Source organism: Alteromonas sp. 5NW40-0090 (assembly GCF_057552975.1).
The window spans coordinates 24918-43851 of the sequence record NZ_BAAJLT010000002.1; the positions used below are offsets into that span (position 1 = coordinate 24918).

General features: G+C 43.3%; 17 protein-coding genes. 11 read left to right on the top strand and 6 right to left on the bottom strand.

What is annotated here, in order from left to right:
• Window position 1: 1 nt before the first annotated feature.
• Window positions 2-2080, top strand: coding sequence for a glycine--tRNA ligase subunit beta (glyS, locus tag AC27KT_RS02185; RefSeq protein ID WP_487127020.1), 2079 nt, complete (start codon window positions 2-4; stop codon window positions 2078-2080).
• A gap of 85 nt (window positions 2081-2165) precedes the next feature.
• Window positions 2166-2609 carry a hypothetical protein gene (locus tag AC27KT_RS02190; RefSeq protein ID WP_487127022.1) on the top strand — a complete coding sequence of 148 codons (444 nt, stop codon included), beginning with the start codon at window positions 2166-2168 and terminating at the stop codon, window positions 2607-2609.
• Window positions 2610-2676: 67 nt separating this feature from the next.
• Here the strand turns inward: AC27KT_RS02190 and AC27KT_RS02195 are convergent, their stop codons facing one another.
• The 6 genes from AC27KT_RS02195 to dnaA all read right to left on the bottom strand — a co-directional run bounded on the left by AC27KT_RS02195 (window position 2677) and on the right by dnaA (window position 11140).
• Window positions 2677-3813 (bottom strand): hypothetical protein, encoded by a 1137-nt coding sequence (locus tag AC27KT_RS02195; RefSeq protein WP_487127024.1) that lies wholly within the window; start codon window positions 3811-3813, stop codon window positions 2677-2679.
• Window positions 3814-3842: 29 nt separating this feature from the next.
• Window positions 3843-4529, bottom strand: a complete 687-nt coding sequence (locus AC27KT_RS02200; protein ID WP_487127026.1) for a hypothetical protein — start codon at window positions 4527-4529, stop codon at window positions 3843-3845.
• Between the two features lie 177 nt (window positions 4530-4706).
• Window positions 4707-7127 (bottom strand): DNA topoisomerase (ATP-hydrolyzing) subunit B, encoded by a 2421-nt coding sequence (gyrB, locus tag AC27KT_RS02205; RefSeq protein ID WP_014947711.1) that lies wholly within the window; start codon window positions 7125-7127, stop codon window positions 4707-4709.
• A gap of 8 nt (window positions 7128-7135) precedes the next feature.
• The gene (recF, locus tag AC27KT_RS02210; RefSeq protein WP_487127028.1) at window positions 7136-8224 is read right to left on the bottom strand and encodes a DNA replication/repair protein RecF; all 1089 of its coding nucleotides are present in this window, start codon (window positions 8222-8224) and stop codon (window positions 7136-7138) included.
• Between the two features lie 124 nt (window positions 8225-8348).
• On the bottom strand, window positions 8349-9449 hold the full coding sequence (gene dnaN / locus AC27KT_RS02215) for a DNA polymerase III subunit beta (protein ID WP_012516526.1): 1101 nt from the start codon (window positions 9447-9449) through the stop codon (window positions 8349-8351).
• Window positions 9450-9481: 32 nt separating this feature from the next.
• Window positions 9482-11140, bottom strand: coding sequence for a chromosomal replication initiator protein DnaA (gene dnaA, locus AC27KT_RS02220; RefSeq protein WP_487127031.1), 1659 nt, complete (start codon window positions 11138-11140; stop codon window positions 9482-9484).
• 626 nt (window positions 11141-11766) lie between these two features.
• Between dnaA and rpmH the strand changes: the two genes are divergently transcribed.
• From rpmH to AC27KT_RS02265, 9 genes are all read left to right on the top strand, one after another.
• A complete protein-coding gene (gene rpmH / locus AC27KT_RS02225) occupies window positions 11767-11901 on the top strand; it encodes a 50S ribosomal protein L34 (protein WP_014290886.1) in 135 nt (44 codons plus the stop codon).
• Between the two features lie 15 nt (window positions 11902-11916).
• Window positions 11917-12276: a ribonuclease P protein component gene (gene rnpA / locus AC27KT_RS02230; protein WP_487127033.1), complete on the top strand. Its 360-nt coding sequence runs from the start codon at window positions 11917-11919 to the stop codon at window positions 12274-12276.
• Window positions 12261-12509, top strand: coding sequence for a membrane protein insertion efficiency factor YidD (gene yidD / locus AC27KT_RS02235; RefSeq protein ID WP_081765860.1), 249 nt, complete (start codon window positions 12261-12263; stop codon window positions 12507-12509). Before rnpA ends, yidD begins: the two co-directional genes overlap by 16 nt.
• A 10-nt stretch (window positions 12510-12519) precedes the next feature.
• Window positions 12520-14178 carry a membrane protein insertase YidC gene (yidC, locus tag AC27KT_RS02240; protein WP_487127035.1) on the top strand — a complete coding sequence of 553 codons (1659 nt, stop codon included), beginning with the start codon at window positions 12520-12522 and terminating at the stop codon, window positions 14176-14178.
• A 64-nt stretch (window positions 14179-14242) separates the two neighbouring features.
• Entirely contained in the window at window positions 14243-14725 is a 483-nt protein-coding gene (locus AC27KT_RS02245; RefSeq protein ID WP_014977844.1) for a YajQ family cyclic di-GMP-binding protein, read from the top strand.
• A 2-nt stretch (window positions 14726-14727) separates the two neighbouring features.
• Window positions 14728-16116: a tRNA uridine-5-carboxymethylaminomethyl(34) synthesis GTPase MnmE gene (mnmE, locus tag AC27KT_RS02250; protein ID WP_487127038.1), complete on the top strand. Its 1389-nt coding sequence runs from the start codon at window positions 14728-14730 to the stop codon at window positions 16114-16116.
• Between the two features lie 90 nt (window positions 16117-16206).
• The gene (gene mioC / locus AC27KT_RS02255) at window positions 16207-16644 is read left to right on the top strand and encodes an FMN-binding protein MioC (protein ID WP_487127040.1); all 438 of its coding nucleotides are present in this window, start codon (window positions 16207-16209) and stop codon (window positions 16642-16644) included.
• Between the two features lie 27 nt (window positions 16645-16671).
• The gene (locus tag AC27KT_RS02260; protein ID WP_487127042.1) at window positions 16672-17340 is read left to right on the top strand and encodes a DnaT-like ssDNA-binding domain-containing protein; all 669 of its coding nucleotides are present in this window, start codon (window positions 16672-16674) and stop codon (window positions 17338-17340) included.
• Between the two features lie 6 nt (window positions 17341-17346).
• Window positions 17347-18174, top strand: a complete 828-nt coding sequence (locus tag AC27KT_RS02265) for an ATP-binding protein (RefSeq protein WP_014951458.1) — start codon at window positions 17347-17349, stop codon at window positions 18172-18174.
• The last annotated feature ends 760 nt before the right edge of the window (window positions 18175-18934 follow it).

An 18934-nucleotide genomic window follows, 5' to 3' on the forward strand; every position in this document is an offset into this window, starting at 1 on the left:
CGTGCGTACAGAAAATTGTTTAGTTGAATTAGGTACTGAAGAACTCCCACCAAAAGCGCTTAAGTCTTTAGGTGAAGCCTTCGCCACGCAGTTTGAAGCTGCGCTTACACAAGCTGACTTAAGCTTTGATTCAGTCAGCTGGTTTGCAGCCCCTCGCCGCTTAGCCGTTTATGTTTCAGGTCTTGCTGAAGGTCAGGCTGACAAAGTAGTAGAGAAACGCGGCCCAGCAGTATCAGCCGCGTTTGACGCCGACGGTAACCCCACTAAAGCAGCACAAGGTTGGGCTCGCGGTAACGGCATTGACGTTGCTGACGCAGAGCGCCTTGTAACTGACAAAGGAGAGTGGTTACTTCATAAAGCCCACGTTCCAGGGCAATCAGTTGCAGAGCTACTAGAAGGGCTGATAAACCAAGCGGTAGGCAAGCTACCTATTCCAAAGCCAATGCGTTGGGGTAATTACAACACTCAGTTTATACGCCCGGTTCACACCCTTTGCGTGCTTTACGGAAGTGAAGTGGTTAACGTTTCTGTATTGGGCTTAACAAGCGGCCGCGTTGTTCAGGGTCACCGATTCCACGGCGAAGGTCGCTTTGAACTTGATCATGCTGACAATTACGCCTCTGCCCTAGAGCAACAATATGTGCTGGCAGATTTTGAGGCGCGTAAAGCTAAAGTGCGTCAGCAGCTTGAAGACGCAGCACAAAGCTTGTCGCTTAAGCCAGATTATAACGAAGACTTACTAGAAGAAATCGCGTCACTTGTAGAGTGGCCGGTTGTACTTCAAGCTGGGTTTGATGAGGCTTTCTTAGCAGTACCGAAAGAAGCACTTATCTATACCATGAAAGACGACCAAAAATATGTTCCGCTGCTAGATAGTGATGGTGCACTTTCAAACACTTTCTTATTCGTAACGAATATCGAAAGTCGCGATGCGTCTCAGGTTATTTCTGGCAATGAAAAGGTTATCCGCCCTCGTCTTGCGGACGCTGAGTTCTTCTTTAACAGCGATAAAAAGACGACATTAGTAAGCCGCCTTGAAAGCTTAGAAACCGTGTTGTTCCAAAAACAGCTAGGTACGCTAAAAGAAAAGTCTGAGCGTATATCTGCCCTATCGGCGTTTATCGCGTCGCAAATAGATGCGAATGAAACACAAGCTGCACGAGCAGGTCTTCTCGCCAAAACCGACTTAATGTCGAACATGGTTATGGAGTTCCCAGACGTTCAAGGTGTTATGGGTAAATACTATGCGCTAAACGACGGTGAAGATGCACCTGTTGCAGAAGCACTATACGAACAATACATGCCGCGTTTTGCTGGTGATGCACTTCCTAGTTCAGGCGTTAGCGCGTCAGTCGCACTTGCTGACAAACTAGATACTCTTGTGGGTATTTTTGGTATTGGTCAGTTACCTAAGGGTGATAAAGACCCATTTGCGCTTCGTCGTGCAGCTATCGGTGTATTACGTATTGTCACTGAGCTGTCACTGCCGCTAGATCTTGAAACGCTAGTGAGCAAAGCTATCGATGTGTATGGCGATAAGTTAACGAATACTGAAACGCAATCTCAGGTTGTTGATTTTGTATTGGGTCGATTTACTGCGCTCCTACAAGATCAAGCTATTGCCATTGACGTTATTCAGGCCGTTGCTGCTCGTCGCCCTACTAAGCCAGCCGATTACTTAGCCCGAGTTCATGCGGTAGATAAGTTTAGAGCATTGGAAGAAGCCGAAGCGCTGGCTGCCGCTAACAAGCGTGTAGCAAACATCCTTGCTAAGCAGAACGTTAAAGTGACAGACACAGTAAATATTGATGAGTCACTGTTAGCTGAAGAAGCTGAAAAAGCGCTTTACGTTGAGCTGAAAGCCGCACAAAAAGAGGTTGATATTGCTGTTCCTTCACAGGACTACACGCGCATTCTTACTGCGCTTGCAACCTTACGAAATGTAATCGATAACTTCTTCGATAACGTAATGGTTATGGCTGATGAAGAAGCAGTTAAGAATAACCGACTTGCTTTACTGTCGCTTTTAAGGCAACTTTTCCTTACTACCGCAGATATATCTATTCTCGCGAAGTCGTAGGCTAGTGAAAGTTAACGCGGTTTAATGCCGCGATAAACAAAGAGCCCAGCCTTAACGTTGGGCTTTTTTTATTAATGGAGACGCTGTGAAAAAGTTATTAACTATTGCTTCTATGTGCGTAGCACTTTCTGCATGCTCAAGCAGTGGAAGCTTTAAAATTCCAGAAATAGCACCGGACGTGCCTCGCATTCAATTCGAAAACATGTTCCTAAGAGGCGTATTTAACTGGTGGGAGGCGGACCCAAGTTATAAGTTCAAACGTTCAAGTTCAGGTTGGACTGTAGACGTTGAACTCATTGCCGACGGACAACCCTACGACTTTAGATTGTCAGATGCAAAATGGACGCCCTCACAAAGCTGTGGCGGCAAATATAAAGGGCAGCCTGTCATGTTAGGCTCTACTGTTTATTTAGTCTGTGAACAGGGCTCAGAGAACTTGCAATTTACTCCCTCCTCAACTGGCACCTACCGCTTTACAGCAACAGCAGCAAGTGCGGGGGAAGTCGCCTTGGTCGTGTCTAAATTGTAGTTAGCATAGGTTTGACTTTTCACCTTCTGCGAGAAAGATCAGTTTTGGTCTTTCTCGCAGCAGGTATTCAAAAGAACTCTATTTCAAGTTCGGCTAGCATCATTGTCCCATCATCGTTTTCCACGAAATATAGTTCGTACTTTGCATCATCTAAAAATACCTGCCAATAATCGTCATTACCCATTACTTCATCACCGTAAAGGGCCATAACCTCAGTGCTAGGTTGTTCAAAATAATGTTCCGCAAACTTCCAATCTTCTAGATTCTGTTTGTTTCTAAACACACTTTCGTAAACAGATAACTTACTTAGCTCTTGATAACTAAAGTTCAGTACAAGATGGTTGCCATATACTTGAATGACATCACCGTTATCCGCATAAGCATCAAAAGCGGGACGAACCCCCTGCTCATCTAATAACTCTATCGTTATGGTATCGCCCTGTTTACGCTTACTGTCAACAAAGGCGATAACTTCATTGTATTGATGTGCCTTCTTAGTTTCATTGCTTGAATCTTTTATATAAACAGTATCCGTATATCCATACTCGAAACCGTTAACTAGCCATTCCTTTTCACCGTTTATAATTTTCAAATCTATTATTACATCAAGATTAACATCGCCTTCTTTGTTCAGAGTAGTTCGGTATTTGCCTTTTTCAATTTGATTCCCCTCAGGCAACTGTTTTAACAATTCCGCCTTTTTAGTCTCGTAGCCGACTTTATCTTCTATTAGCCAATCACTGTTAAAACGGTTATCAAAGGCAATAGAATTAGTGAGGGTTGTTGATACCCAGTGGTTTTCTGTAGTCACTTTTTTTACTATTCCTTTGTGCGTCACCACCCAAAGGTTTCTTCCGTAAGAATACAGCACTGTGTCTTCGTTAACGCTATACGTTGACGTAGGTGTACCGAGTACGCGCAGCATACTTGTTACGCTTTCATTGATTGTTAAGCCAAATACTCCATCTTGAAGGGAAATATTATTGTTCTGTAGCGGCGGCTGGGATTTATTGATACTTGGTGTTCGAGATATAGAAAACTTTACCTCGTCTTCAATGACTAGCACTGTTTCTTTTCCTGCACCTTTTGTCACTGTTACTGATTTATCGGCATTATCTACAGTTTTATAATTAGTTTGTGCTAAAGCGCTTGGTACAGTATGGAGCATTAGCAATCCCATGCATGCAATGACTGTTTTTACCATAATATTTTCCATCCCTTTATTTCCATTATTTAACGTTTATTTTCTAATTGAGTGTTTTTATATTGCTCACCTATCGCATTTATTTCATTTTTGTATTTCTTCGCGGTTTCAGGTTGCCTTAAGACGTTTGATAATCTTACCTCTACATTCGCAATCATTTTTCTTAACGGGTAATGCTCCAACTCGTCTACTTGACTCAAAAATATGGCGATATCTTTCAAATCAGATATACAACATGACTTAATATCAACGCTGTATTGCTTAGCCAAAAATTTCACCATGCCATCACTTGTCGACGTGCTATTACTGGTTAGTGGCTGTAATGGCATATCTTCTATGTCTTTCTTGAAGCTTACCGTCATATCTAATGACTGGTGCAGCAGCTTTACTGCTGTTAGGCCTGCACTATTTACATAAGAACCAATTCGATTATCAAGGGCTGCTAAGCTTTCGCTCTTAAGGTTAATTTTGGCATCAATAAATACTTGCTTAGCACGAAGTGCTATTTCACTCGCATAAGAAATGTGGTTTAAGTCTTCTAGAAAAATACCTTTAACTTTGGTGTCTAGAATGGTGTTCGCTTTTTCAATGAGAACAGCCTGGGCTTTCTTGGCCTCTGATAGTCGAATCTGAGACTCTGTAAGTCCAGCCTGTTTTGAACAGCCTATTATTAAAAACCCTACGATGATGGAAATAATACCCAAACGTCCTGTCATTTATATGTCCCTGTTTTAGTTGATAAGACTACTTATCAGCTTGTCACATAAATTTATATTAGGACAACTTTAACTCTTTGTAAGGCTCTTCAATATTTCGTTAAGATACATTTTCGTAAACAAAAAAAACGACCCTACCTGGGTCGTTTTTAAAATATGCATCATTATATAAATAATCTACACGTCTAAGTTTTCCACTTTAAGCGCATTAGCTTCGATAAACTCTCGACGAGGCTCAACTTGGTCACCCATCAATGTAGTGAACAGCTGATCACAACCAATGGCATCCTCAATGGTAACTTGTAGCATACGGCGGCTTTCAGGGTCCATGGTGGTTTCCCAGAGTTGCTCAGGGTTCATTTCACCTAGCCCTTTATAGCGCTGAATGTATTGGCCGCGTTTCGCTTCATTCATTAGCCACTCTAGTGCTTCTTTGAAAGACTCAACTGGCTGTCTACGCTCGCCACGCTGAATATAGGCGTCTTTGCCCATCATGTCGTTAATGGCAAGGTTAAGCTCTTTAAGGCGCTGGTATTCAGACGACTCGATGAACTCGTGATCAATAATGTACTCATAATCAATTCCGTGCATACGCATGATAATTGTAATGTAGTACTCGCTAAGTTCAGCATCAGTGCGAATTTCATAGCGGTATGTAGCACCGTCGTTTTCGCGCTCTGTAAGCTGCTCTACGAAGTGTTTAGCCACGTGCTCTAGTGCAGATTCATCTTTAAGGTCTTCGAGGTTTAGCGTAGGCGTGTAAAGCATTCTGTAAAGGATAGATGCAGGCATAAGACGTTTCATACGTGCAATCATTTTCTCTACCGATTGGTACTGCTTAACAAGGTTTTCTAGGCCTACACCACTAATACCTGGGTCCTCGTCGCTGGTGTGCAAAGACGCACCGTCAATTGCAATTGATGTGAGGTAGTTTGTTAACGCATCGTCATCTTTAAGATACTGCTCTTGTTTACCCTTCTTTACTTTGTAAAGCGGAGGCTGAGCAATATATACATATCCACGCTCAATGATTTCAGGCATTTGACGATAGAAGAACGTTAGTAAAAGTGTACGAATGTGAGAGCCATCTACGTCAGCATCGGTCATGATAATGATGCTGTGGTAGCGTAGCTTTTCAGGGTCATACTCGTCACGACCAATACCACAACCTAGTGCCGTGATAAGCGTCGCAACTTCTTGCGAAGAAAGCATCTTGTCGAAACGCGCTTTCTCAACATTTAGGATTTTACCTTTAAGCGGCAAAATAGCCTGGTTTTTACGGTTACGACCCTGCTTAGCTGAGCCGCCCGCAGAGTCACCCTCCACTATGTATAATTCACTTAGTGCAGGATCTTTTTCCTGACAGTCAGCTAGCTTACCTGGCAGACCCGCCAAGTCGAGGGCACCTTTACGGCGCGTCATTTCACGGGCCTTTCGTGCAGCTTCGCGAGCACGAGCAGCATCAATAATCTTACCCGCAATGATTTTACTTTCTGCAGGGTTCTCTAACAAGAACTCTGCTAGCTTTTCATTCATTGCCGACTCAACTGCTGGGCGAACTTCAGAAGATACAAGCTTATCTTTTGTCTGTGAGCTGAATTTTGGATCTGGAACCTTAACGGAAATAACCGCGGTTAGACCTTCACGCGCGTCGTCACCACTGGCATTCGTTTTAGCCTTTTTATTCAGGCCTTCCTTTTCCATGTAGTTATTCAATGTACGCGTCAAGGCTCCACGGAAGCCGGCCAAGTGAGTACCACCGTCGCGCTGAGGAATATTGTTTGTGAAACAGAACACGTTCTCTTGGAAGCTATCGTTCCATTGCATAGCTACTTCTACTGCAATACCGTCTTCTTGTTCACTGCTGAAATGAAACACTTTCTGGTGAACTGGTGTTTTCTTTTCATTCAAATATTCGACAAAAGCTTTTATACCACCTTCGTACATGAAGTGGTCTTCTTTACCGTCGCGTTCATCTTTCAAGCGAATCGACACACCAGAATTAAGGAATGATAGTTCACGGAGACGCTTAGCAAGAATATCGTAGTGGTAAAGCGTATCTGTGAAGGTGTCAGAACTTGGCCAGAAACGGATCATAGTTCCCGTTTTGTCAGTATCGCCAGTTACCGCTAGCGGCGCTTGTGGAACACCATGATGATATTCTTGTTCATGCGCTTTACCGCCACGACGAATACGAAGCTTCAGTCGGCTTGAAAGTGCGTTTACTACTGATACACCTACACCGTGCAAACCGCCCGATACTTTATAAGAGTTATCGTCGAACTTACCGCCGGCATGAAGAACCGTCATGATAACTTCAGCTGCAGACACACCCTCTTCTGGGTGCAATTCAGTTGGTATACCACGTCCATCGTCAGACACAGATACTGAGCCATCGCTGTGAATGAGCACAGTAATCTCAGAACAATGTCCAGCAAGTGCTTCATCGATAGAGTTATCGACCACCTCGAAAACCATGTGGTGTAATCCGGTACCATCATCAGTATCACCGATATACATACCAGGACGCTTTCTTACGGCATCTAATCCTTTAAGTACTTTAATACTGGACGAGTCGTAGTTGTTCTCTGCTGACATACTAGCTTTTACTCCTCTTTCACGCTTCCATGTTCCACGTGAAACATTTTCTTTTCGTTGTATTTTTGTATAAAAGCGAGTTGCGTGGATTCTATTGCAGTAACGAAAACCTGCGTATCCATTTTTAGCAACCCATCAATAAATTGTTCTCTTTTATCGGCATCTAACTCAGCGCCTACGTCATCAAGTAAAAATATACTTTTGCGCTGCGTTGCCGAGTTAAATAGCTTAGTTTGTGACATTTGAAGCGCTGCCACAGCCATTCTAAGCTGCCCTCTCGATAAAAGCTCTTGGGCATTTACCCCATTCACTTTAAGCCTTAAATCGGCTTTATGGGGCCCAGAAGAGGTATGTCCTATTTTACCATCATACTCACGTTTTTTAACTAGGCTTTCTGATAAACCGACATCTTTTTCCCACCCTTTATAGTAACTTAATTCCACATCGAAGTTAGGAAGAAATTCTTGCGCATATTGCTTGAAGATTGGAGTAAGGTTATCTACGTATTCTTGTCGGGAAGTTGTAAGAGACTCTCCAAGTTCAGCAAACTGAGATTCCCAGTATTGGTTTTGCGGTGCACTTAAATTTGCCTGCTGTTTCAGCAAGGCATTTCTATGTTTTAAAAATTTACCGTACTGATTAGCAAGTGATTGAAACTGATGTTCCACGTGAAACAATCCCCAATCACAAAATCTACGACGTTCGGAAGGCGAACCAATTATAAGGTCAGTACTCTGCGGAGTAAAAAGTTGAAGTGGTACTAGGCTAACTAAATCTGATAACTTATTTGAATGCTCACCGTTAATACTACAAGTGAATGTTTCATTTCTACTTCGTTGAAAGCCTAGCTTTAATTCATCCCCTTCTTCAGTTTTGCATGACGCGAAAACACTGAAGTTGTTCTTCTCATTTTGGATAACTGAACTGTGTTTATTTGTTCTAAATGAACGTCCAAAGCCTAGGTAATAAAGTGCTTCGATTAACGAGGATTTCCCACTCCCATTCACACCTTTAATAATAGTCAACGCTGGTGATGGAGAAAGTGATACGGAAGTAAGATTACGAAACTGTGTAATCTGGACGCGGTCCAGTTTCATGAGGTCACACTGATGAAAGAAAAGAAGCGAGGAGTATTAACACTCATCGCTTCTTGAATTGATAATTTAAATAACAAAATAACGTGGGTATGCGAAACGCTGCAAATACTAAATGTAGTAGTAACTACAGTCGCATTGGCATAATTACATATAACGCGGCGTCATCTGCATCATCTTCAATAAGCGCACTTGCGTTTGAGTCGGATAGGCTCACTTTAACACCATCAGATCCAAGCGCATTCAATACGTCAATTAGATAGGCAACGTTAAAGCCAATTTCTAAATCGTCACCTTGATATTGAACATCAACGATTTCTTCCGCTTCTTCTTGCTCTGGGTTATTCGCCGTTATCTTAAGCTCACCAGAAGACAAGTTTAATCGTACGCCTCTAAACTTTTCGTTAGATAGAATGGCCGCACGTGAAAATGCTTCTTTTAATACAGCTTTACTCGCAATAATTTCCTTGTCGCCATTTTGAGGTAAAACACGGCGATAATCAGGAAATCTACCATCAACTAATTTCGAAGTGAAAATGAAATCGTTTGAGAAAATTCGAAGATGGTTGGCGCCTATTTGCACCTTAAGAGATTTGTCATCTTCGCTAATAAGACGAGAAATTTCTAACACGCCTTTACGTGGAATAATTACCTGACGAGATGGCAACGCGGTCTCATAGTTTAGGCGGCAAAGTGCAAGGCGGTGACCGTCTGTTGCAACGGTACGAATAATATTCTCTTCCGTTTCAAGGGACATACCATTTAAATAATAACGTACGTCTTGTTGAGCCATTGAGAAGCTCGTTGCATCGATAAGACGTTTTAGATCACTGCACGATAATTCAAACTCAACTTCACCTTCCCAGTCTTCTAGATTTGGGTAGTCGTTGGCAGATAGAGTAGAAAGCGTATAACGACCTCGACCGGCACGAATAAGTGCTTTGCTGCCGTCTAACGAGAAATGAATATCTGTTCCTTCAGAAATACCGCGAATAATATCAAACAGCTTTTTAGCAGGAACAGTAATTTCACCTTCCGTGAATTCACCTTCTAATTTCACGCTAGAAATTAGTTCTACCTCTAAATCTGTACCAGTAAGCCAAAGTGCGTCCTCACTTACTTTGATGAGAACATTGGAAAGAATTGGCAGTGTGTGTCTACGCTCTACAGCACCAGATACCAACTGTAGGGGTTGTAAAAATTGTTCGCGGCTTATAGTAAATTTCATCGCAGTGCTATCTCGCCTCTAAGGTCGTAGTGTTAGGAAGACAAAGTCCTAATGAGGTTCTTATAGTCCTCTTTTATATCATGACTTTCTTCTCTTAGCTGCTCTATTTTTCTACAAGCGTGTAAAACTGTAGTATGGTCTCGTCCACCAAACGCGTTTCCTAGTTCAGGTAAACTGTGGTTGGTAAGTTCTTTAGCCAGCGCCATCGCGACCTGGCGAGGACGCGCCACACTACGACTACGTCGTTTAGACAAAATATCAGCTACTTTTATCTTATAATAATCTGCGACGGTTTTCTGAATATTATCAACGGTTACCAATTTTTCTTGAAGTGCGAGAAGGTCTCGAAGGGCTTCGCGAACGAAATCAATTGTGATAGGGCGACCGGTAAAGTTTGCGTTAGCAATAACACGGTTAAGTGCACCCTCGAGCTCACGTACGTTTGAACGCAACCGCTTAGCTATAAAGAACGCCACTTCATTAGGTAAGTGGATCCGGTTCTCTGCCGCTTTGCGCATCAAAATAGCCACTCGAGTTTCAAGCTCTGGTGGCTCTATAGCAATGGTTAAGCCCCAACCGAAGCGCGATTTCAATCGATCCTCTACCCCATCAATCTCTTTAGGATATCTATCAGAAGTAAGGATGATTTGTTGGTTACCTTCAAGAAGTGCATTGAACGTGTGGAAGAACTCTTCTTGTGAACGCTCTTTATTAGCAAAGAATTGAATATCATCGATAAGTAACGCATCAACGCTGCGATAGAAGCGCTTAAAGTCCTCTATAGCGTTATTTTGTAGTGCCTTAACCATATCCTGTACGAAACGCTCAGAATGCATATATACAATTTTAGCATCGCCATTATTTGCTACGATGCCATTACCCACAGCATGTAATAAGTGAGTTTTACCTAAGCCCGTTCCGCCATAAATAAATAATGGGTTGTAAGAACCGCCTGGGTTATTTGCAACTTGAGTCGCAGCCGCACGTGCAAGCTGGTTAGATTTACCTTCGACAAAGTTGTCGAATTGATAAGTCGGGTTAATATTACTTTTATGCTTCATCGCCTCAGGGATCGGGATCACTTTCGGCGGTGTAGACGATCTTGGCGCTTGATCTGCGTATGCATTATATCCATTACGGTCGTGGTTTTGCGTACCGCGATCATTTAGATCCATAGCCTGTGTATATGAAGGTGATTTTGAAAACGCGTTGTTTTGTCCTTGATCACCCGCTTGGCTCGCCGTTGATGGCATACCGCTATTCGACATTGGTGAATAAGACGATGTGTGCTGCCCATTACTGCCGCTTTGAACAGACTGATTACCAGTATTATAGTTCTGATACCCTTGACCGCCCGCAGGCGCACTAGGCTTACTTGGTTGATTATTATTAGGCGTATTTGGAGCAGGCGAAGATCCACTGGTACTTACAGGCTGACTACGGCTTACACTATGACGATTCATCACTTCTAAACGCAATTGTGGTGCGTCACTACCGGCAAACTCTTTTAGTAGTGCGGTAATATTATTCAGGTACTTGTCTCTTACCCAATCAAGTACAAAACGATTGGGGGCATAGAGTGCAACCACGCCTTGTTGTTCTTCACAAACAAGCGGTCGTATCCACATACTAAACTGTTGCGTTGGTAATTCTTGACGCAATCTTTCAAGGCATTGGTTCCACAAGGACATGGTACGTAGTTAGCTCCCGTAACTCGCTAGAAAAACCAACTCCTGAAAAGCCAAGCATAGAGAAAGCAGGCACTAAAAAGCGCCATTAGAAGAAAATAGCGTTGGAAGTGTTGGGTAGCAGCGAGAAATTAAGTTATCGTTTTAATCGCTGTGGATTATCTTACGTTATCAACACAATGTAAATGGCGATCCCGATCGATCTTTTCGATCAAAACAACAAACTACTGATTAATATAAATTTTTCTTTTAGATCAAATCAAACTATAACGAGAAAAATTCATTCTAAATTTGTGCTAAAAATCCGTTAGATCACCTTGCTTTTTATATCCATCTCTGGGTTTTTCACAACACACTGTGGATAACCTAACCAAATTTTACACGTTATTCACAGACGATTTGTACGAAAACAGCGTTATCGATTAAGCTATCGGTTAAAAAAAGCAAAAATTGTTCACTTATTCATCCGAAAAGCGAGAATATGCATTGACAGCACGCCCCGAGATCTCTAGAATTCAGCGTCCTTTTTCGATGGGCTTTTCTGGTGAAAACACCACATTGTTCTGGCAACAGCATAATGTGTTACCAAAAACGCCTATGTTTAACTAAATATAAGTGAGACTTTGGTCATGAAAAGAACATTTCAACCGAGCAATCTAAAGCGCAAGCGTTCTCACGGTTTTCGTGCTCGTATGGCGACTAAAAATGGTCGTAAAGTACTAGCAGCTCGCCGTGCAAAAGGCCGCGCTCGTCTTTCAGCTTAATTGAAAGACGCCAAAGTGGGCGAGAATAATTTTTCTAGGGAGTTACGTCTGTTAACTCCCACCCACTTTACCTATGTGTTTGATAACGCAACCCCAGCTGTATCTCCCTCTTTTACTGTTCTAGCCAGAAAAAATACACTCTCATCTCCTCGTTTAGGCATTACGCTCGCGAAAAAACGTATCCGTAAAGCTCACGATAGAAATCGTTTGAAGCGATTAGTCAGAGAAAGTTTTAGGCATAAACAGCACAACTTACCCAATGTCGATATTATCGTTATTGGCAAGTCTGGCGCTGACAACCTTAGCAACCAAGAAGTTTTCGCTACATTGGACAAGCTATGGAAAAAATTAAACAAGCGTTGCGGCAACTCTTAATTGTAGTGCCTTTGGCCTTGATAAAATTTTATCAATGGTTCATTTCTCCTATGTTAGGGCAACGATGTCGTTTCCATCCTTCTTGTTCTTGGTATGCTATAGACGCATTAAAAACGCATGGATTAGTAAAAGGCGGTTGGTTATCTATTAAACGCATATTAAAATGCCACCCTTTGCATGCCGGCGGATATGATCCAGTGCCGGAAAAACAACAAGATAAACACTCAAAATAAAGAGACCTCTATGGAATCGCAACGTAGTTTTCTGATAATTGGCCTTGCGCTAGTTAGCTTTTTGCTTTGGCAATCATGGCAAAAAGATTATGGGCCACAGCCAGTTGTGCCTGTTGAGCAACAACAAACGCAAGAGACATCACAAGGCGTACCGTCATTTAATGAAAATGGCAGCGAAGATGTACCAAGTAGTGATAGCGTTCCTGCTGCACAACCTGTCGCAGCGGCGCAAAGCTCAAACCGCATTATTGAAGTTAAAACCGATACGCTAGATTTACGCATCGATTTGCTAGGCGGTGATGTAGTATCAGCAGACTTACTTAAGTTTCCGGTAGAGCAAGGTTCGGATATTCCTTACAGCCTACTTCGCTCTGGCAACGGTCTATATGTAGCGCAAAGTGGCCTAATCGGTGCTCAAGGGCCTGATGCCAGCAGCAGTGGCCGCCCTGTTTACAACGCGCAAAGTGAATTCTATGAAATGACGGGAGACACCCTTGTTATTCCTCTTACTTGGAAAAACAATCAGGGCCTGGCTATCACCAAAACCTTCACTTTCACTAAAGGTCAGTACGACGTAAACGTAAGCTATAGCGTTGAAAATGGTACCGGTAGTGCAGCAACGGTTCAGCCGTATGCACAGCTTAAACAAGTGATGGAGTTTGAAGACGACAGCAACATGTTTATGCCAACGTACCGTGGTGCTGCATATTCAACAGAAGATGACCGCTACCAGAAGTACTCGTTTGACGAGATTGAAGATGACAACCTACGCGAAACCACTAAAGCGGGATGGGTTGGCATGCTTGAACATTACTTTGTGTCAGCATGGGTACCTTCACAAGAGCAAACTAACACGCTTTATTCTCGTAATCTGAAAAATCAGTATGCGGTAATTGGTGTATTGTCACCGTCTGAGAGCGTAGCGCCTGGTGAAACCAAAACCCTTGCGTCTACCCTTTATATGGGTCCTAAAGATCAAGAAAGCCTAGCGAAAATTGCGCGCGGCCTAGACCTAACCGTTGATTACGGTATTCTTTTCTGGATTTCACAGCCGCTGTTCGCCCTTCTTACCTTCCTTCATAGCCTAGTTAATAACTGGGGTGTGGCAATTATCCTTATCACTATTGTAGTGAAAGGCGCGATGTACTGGCTAACTAAGAAGCAATACGAGTCAATGGCACGTATGCGCAACTTAGCACCTAAGATGCAGCAGCTAAAAGACCGTTTTGGCGACGACAGACAAAAAATGTCTCAAGCTATGATGGAGCTTTACCGCAAAGAGAAAGTAAACCCAATGGGCGGTTGCTTACCTCTTCTTCTGCAAATGCCTATCTTCCTTGCGCTTTACTGGGTACTGATGGAAAGTGTTGAACTACGTCATGCAGACTTTGTTCTTTGGATCACTGACCTTTCTACAAAAGACCCATACTTTGTGCTGCCAATTCTAACTGGCGCAAGTATGTACCTATTGCAAAAACTTCAGCCAACCACCATTACTGATCCAATGCAGCAGAAAATCATGCAATGGATGCCGGTAGCAATGAGTGTATTCTTCCTGTGGTTCCCTGCAGGTCTGGTACTATACTGGCTAGTCAGTAACGTGATTACCTTGGTTCAAGCCAAAATGATTTATGCTTCAATGGAGAAGCGGGGCATCAGCAGTAAATAACACGCTGATCAATGAATTATACAGCCCGCCTATGCGGGCTGTTTTGTCTTAAGAGGAATAACCTGTGCCATCATTTGATATTGTTTCTGAAATCAACATGGAAGAAGTACGCAACGCCACTGAAAACGCAAGCCGTGAGCTATCAACGCGTTTCGACTTTCGCGGTATTGACGCGAGCTTTGAGTACAAAGATAAAACCGTGGTCATGAAGGCCGAAGCTGAATTCCAACTTCAGCAAATGGAAAGCATGTTTAGAACGGCGATGTCTAAACGTAACGTCGACACTTCATCTATGGATGTTAAACCCTACGATGCCCATGGAAGAACTTACCGTCAGACCATTACCTTTAAAGAAGGTATTGAACAGCCGATGGCGAAGAAGATTGTGAAGCTGGTGAAAGACGCCAAAATCAAAGTGCAAACGGCAATTCAAGGCGAAGAACTTCGCGTAACAGGTAAAAAGCGTGATGATTTGCAGCAAGTGATTTCGCTGGTTAAAGAGTCGAACTTAGGCCAACCTTTCCAATTTAAGAACTTCCGCGACTAATTATGGAATCACTCACCCTTTCTACCGACACCATTACCGCACAAGCGACAGCGCCCGGTCGTGGCGGCGTAGGTATTGTACGTGTTTCAGGTCCTAAGGCTAAAGCCATCGCAGAGGCGTTAGTACCAAGCGCACTAACACCACGTCTTGCGACCTATACGCCGTTTGTTGATGCTAACAACAGCGTAATAGACCAGGGCATAGCACTGTTTTTTAAAGGGCCTAACTCATTTACCGGTGAAGATGTACTTGAACTGCAGGGACACGGCGGTCAAGTTGTCATGGACATGCTGATTGATGCCGTGCTTGCAACGGGCCATGCTCGGCTTGCCAATCCAGGTGAATTCAGTGAACAAGCCTTTTTAAATGATAAATTAGACCTTGCGCAAGCAGAGGCCATTGCCGACTTGATTGATGCAAGCTCTAAACAGGCAGCAAAAAGTGCGCTGCGCTCGCTACAGGGTGAGTTTTCTACACAAATTCAAACGCTATCTGACCAAATCGTGCATCTGCGTATGTACGTAGAGGCGGCCATCGATTTTCCTGAAGAAGAAATTGATTTTTTATCTGACGGGAAAGTATCAGGTGACTTAAGCGCAATTATGGAAAGCTTAACCAAAGTGCGTGAACAGGCTAAACAAGGCACCTTGTTGCGCGAAGGTATGCAGGTGGTGATTGCAGGGCGACCTAACGCCGGTAAATCGAGCTTATTAAACGCCCTGGCAGGACGAGATAGCGCCATTGTTACCGATATAGCCGGTACCACGCGAGACGTGCTTAAAGAGCATATTCACATTGATGGTATGCCGGTGCACATTATCGACACAGCAGGACTTCGAGAAAGCCCAGATAAAGTGGAACAAATTGGTATTGAGCGCGCGTGGCAAGCTATCAATGAAGCTGACCATGTGTTATTTGTTGTGGACTCTACCGCAACCGCTGTTATCGACCCTTATGAAATATGGCCAGAATTTATGGCCCGATTGCCACAAGGCATCCCCGTTACCGTAGTTCGCAACAAGGCCGACCTTAGTACCTTAGATATTGGACAAAGCACGGTTGCCACCGAGCAAGGTGATATCTCAGTTATTAATCTATCAGCCAAAGAAGGTAGCGGTGTCGACACGCTAAAAGCACATCTAGCCAAAACCATGGGCTTCGATACTACAACGGAAGGCCAATTTATTGCGCGCAGACGACACATAGATGCACTCGATCAAGCCTACAGTTATGTAAGCACCGGCGAACAACAACTGAATGACGCCATGGCCGGTGAATTACTCGCTGAAGAATTGCGCTTGGCGCATCAGGCACTATGTGAGATAACCGGTGAATTTACGTCAGACGATCTACTTGGTAAGATTTTTTCATCGTTCTGTATCGGCAAATAGCGTGACCATAAAAGTAAGAAGGTGAATAACCTACGGAATAAGCCGCACTTACGTTAAGACGACAATCGTAAATAGAGAAGCAACCCAATAATGAGCAAGCATTTTGAAATCATCGTTGGCACCATGTTAGGCGCCGCAGAATACGTGGCAGATGCCATTGCGGAAAAACTTGAAGCGAGCGGGCACACCCACACTATTCATGCTGAACCAAATTTAGATGAGATTAAAACAGAATCAACGTGGATCGTGTGTACGTCTACCCATGGTGCAGGCGAATTACCTGACAACATCCAGCCGTTCGCAAAACAGCTAGAGGGCGCGGATTTAAGCGCGGTAAACGCATACGTTATTGGGCTAGGTGACACCAGTTACGACACCTTTTGTTTCGGCGCAAAAGAAATGGAAAAACACATTAAAAATGCAGGTGGCACGTTAATTACCGACGCGCTATACATTGATGTACTAGAACACCCTATCCCTGAAGATGCCGCCGTAGAATGGTTTGACGAAAAGCTGGCCAATGCTTAACAAGCGTTTTTACGTGGAACCAATGCGATGAACAGCAACCTTACCCAAGCTGAACTAGCGGCGTTGCAATCTCCCCTTTCTAACGATTGCCGGGTACTGTATTTACTTGGGCTTCGAACAGGTGCAAATTCGGCAACGACATCGTCAGCACCTATTGATTATAAGCAATTATTGAATTTGCTAAACGGCGACAGCAAAGATGAGCCTTACCAACGCGGTCGTCAAATCAATAGCTTGGTGAAGCAGCTTGAACAAGTGGGTTTGGTTGCCCTCCCCCTTGAACTTGATCTTGAGCATACAATCAACGGGAAAACCTTACTTCTTCCGCTTCTAAGCGAGCCGCAGTCAGACTTCGACCAACTACATGCCCGTCATAGCGCCATGACCCCTAATTGGGCGCCCAATGAGGCGTTGTTTGAAGAAATGGCCTCGCTACTTGGTATTATCGATAAAACATTTGATGACAACGAGGTGGGTGAATTCATTGCCTATTGGTTGGGAAGACCAAGTTCAGTGTTTAGCGAATTTCAATGGACACAAAAGTTTGCCAACAATATCAAGCGAAAGCGGCTCGCTTCAGGCTACGCCCCAACAAAGGTGGTGGGAACGCAACAAGTGAAAGTTGCAGCCGGCATAGAAGCAGATGATAATGCTAGAAAGCTGGTGGAAAAGTATGCCGCAACTAAGAAGAGTTAATTCGTTATGGATCGTATAACCGACAAAATTGCTAATTTAGCGAGAGCGCTCAACAAAGATGTCGATCCCAATCGTGAATACATCGACTATAAAACGCTGCGCAAGCAGTACGAGGCGAAAGCGAACGAAGAAGTATCACAACTACAGCAGCGTAGTAAAAAAGCACGTGTAGAGGCTATTCATGGCCGTTCTGATCTGAATCCTAAATGGACCTTCGCCAACTTAGTTGAAGACAGTGACGATGTGATTGAAGCCGTATCGATAGCTCAGTCTTTTATTGCTGCCCATGATGACCCTGCGTGGCGTCAAAGCGGCTCCCATATGATGCTATTTTACGGCGATTACGGACGCGGTAAATCACATATCGCCGGCGCCATAGCCCATCAACTTATAGAGCAGTACGAAATTTCAGTGCTTTATCGTCAACTGTCTACACTGCTTGAAATGCGCAATTTCTCATTTGATTTTGGTGCTTCAGACAATGCAGGACAGCGCTTCAGGGAGATCAATCAGGAATTGCTAGACGTTGATCTGCTTATTCTTGATGAGGTGTGTGTAAACGAAAGCGTGTTAAAGAAAAATGCGCAGAGTTGGTTTGGTAACCTGCTAAGACAACGCTTGGTAAACAAGAAAAACTGTATTTTGATCACCAATCACAATTTAGCCGAACTTGAAAATGCCCTTGGCCCCTATTGTTTTGAGTCGATTAAAGAGTACGACACCTATAAGGTTAGGTTCCAAGGCCCAAGCCGCCGTGAAGGCTTAACCATTGAACAAGAAGACATGCAAGGCTCTGTTTCACAGCCGCGCTATCAACCCAACCAGGTGCGCTAATAGCACCTGGTTTCCTCTCTCTAAAAACCTTGCCCTTACTCTGCTAGGTCTTTTCCTTCATTAAACCTTATTGCATGTTCCTGTTGTACTAAATAATAGCGAATCACTTAGCCTATTGATCACGCTTTTTTACTAAAACGATACGTTTCAATTCATAGATACACTCAACGATCTCTTTCAGTTAAACAAATAACCATTCTTACAGACCGACTTCCCCCTTGTAAAAGTGACTGTATTTTGGTCATCTCCTATGTTTTTCTCCTGAAAAATGGGCTGTTTTGAAAAAATAATCTCGTCGTTTATAAAAACGTGCACTTTTTTTGAAGGTGTTGATAAATGCGATCGGGCGATCTAATCACAGCTTTTAGAAAAGATCTCCTCCACAATGTGATCACGCTATAACACACGTATCTACACGATCTTTTGATCGCGATACATAAATAGCAAACATTTTATCCCCAGTTGGATCACATCTTGATCACCCCTGTGGATAGGATCCTACAAACCACTGTGCATAAGCTTTGATCGAAAAAAGAATAACTTTCCAAACGATTCGGGGTGTGGATAAAAAGGCCATTTATACACAAGTTTGAGGTAGGGTTATGGATCGGGATTTCCCAATGTTATTGATCGCGTAACTTGATGATCTTTATGTGCTTTGATCGGTTACCCACAGATCTTGACGATCCTAATAAAAGTAAAAATAAACAGATCTAAAAGAGATCTTAAGATCTTATAATTCGATCACACCTTTACAAAA